General features: G+C 32.8%; 1 protein-coding gene. It reads right to left on the bottom strand.

Features of this window, described 5'->3' with window-relative positions; all coding sequences use genetic code 11:
• Positions 1-21: 21 nt before the first annotated feature.
• On the bottom strand, positions 22-580 hold a 559-nt coding region (locus AB4496_RS29030), incomplete at its 5' end, for a hypothetical protein (RefSeq protein ID WP_372133582.1).

The following is a 580-nucleotide window of genomic DNA, read 5'->3' as shown; positions in this document are numbered from 1 at the left end:
CATATACCTAGTAAATCTAATTTACCCCCTACGAACAGGAATAAAAGTTCCACCAATTCTTTTTTCTATAGGTAGTCTTTTTTGCTTTTCATATAAACTAGATAAAATTGGTTCCGCTTCAAATGGGAAAAACACCTCTAAAAACCTCAAAAACGGTGTTTTCCCCCCTGATGAGTCAATAGTTCTAGTTGCTTTTATGTTCGCAAACCATATAAGATTATTACAGGTACCAAGTACAAAGCTTTCAGCTTTAGAGGGAGAACGATCATGAAGATCGACTCGTTCTAGATGCGAACTAATTAACTTTTTTAACTCTATTAATTTTTCATTTGCTACTGACATATCAAGTTCATCTTGTTTTGTCGTTGTTGTATTTGATAACCAGTTAATTGTTCTTTCTAAGCTACAAAATGCTTCGTCAGATAATTTGGACGCTTTTTGTCTTTGTTTTTGGTGAAAGTCATGAATTTCTTTTGATTTATGTTTGGTTGCAGGAAAATGGCTTGAACCGAAAAAATCATGAATAGCTTTATTAATAATTAAATAAACCCCGTCGAGGTCTCCTTCATATCTTTTATAT

Origin of the sequence: Vibrio sp. 10N.222.46.A1, assembly GCF_041473595.1 — a bacterium.
Classification (GTDB): Bacteria; Pseudomonadota; Gammaproteobacteria; order Enterobacterales; family Vibrionaceae; genus Vibrio; species Vibrio tasmaniensis_A.
The sequence above is the reverse complement of the archived record's forward strand: the minus strand, read 5'-3'. Positions and strand labels throughout refer to the sequence as shown.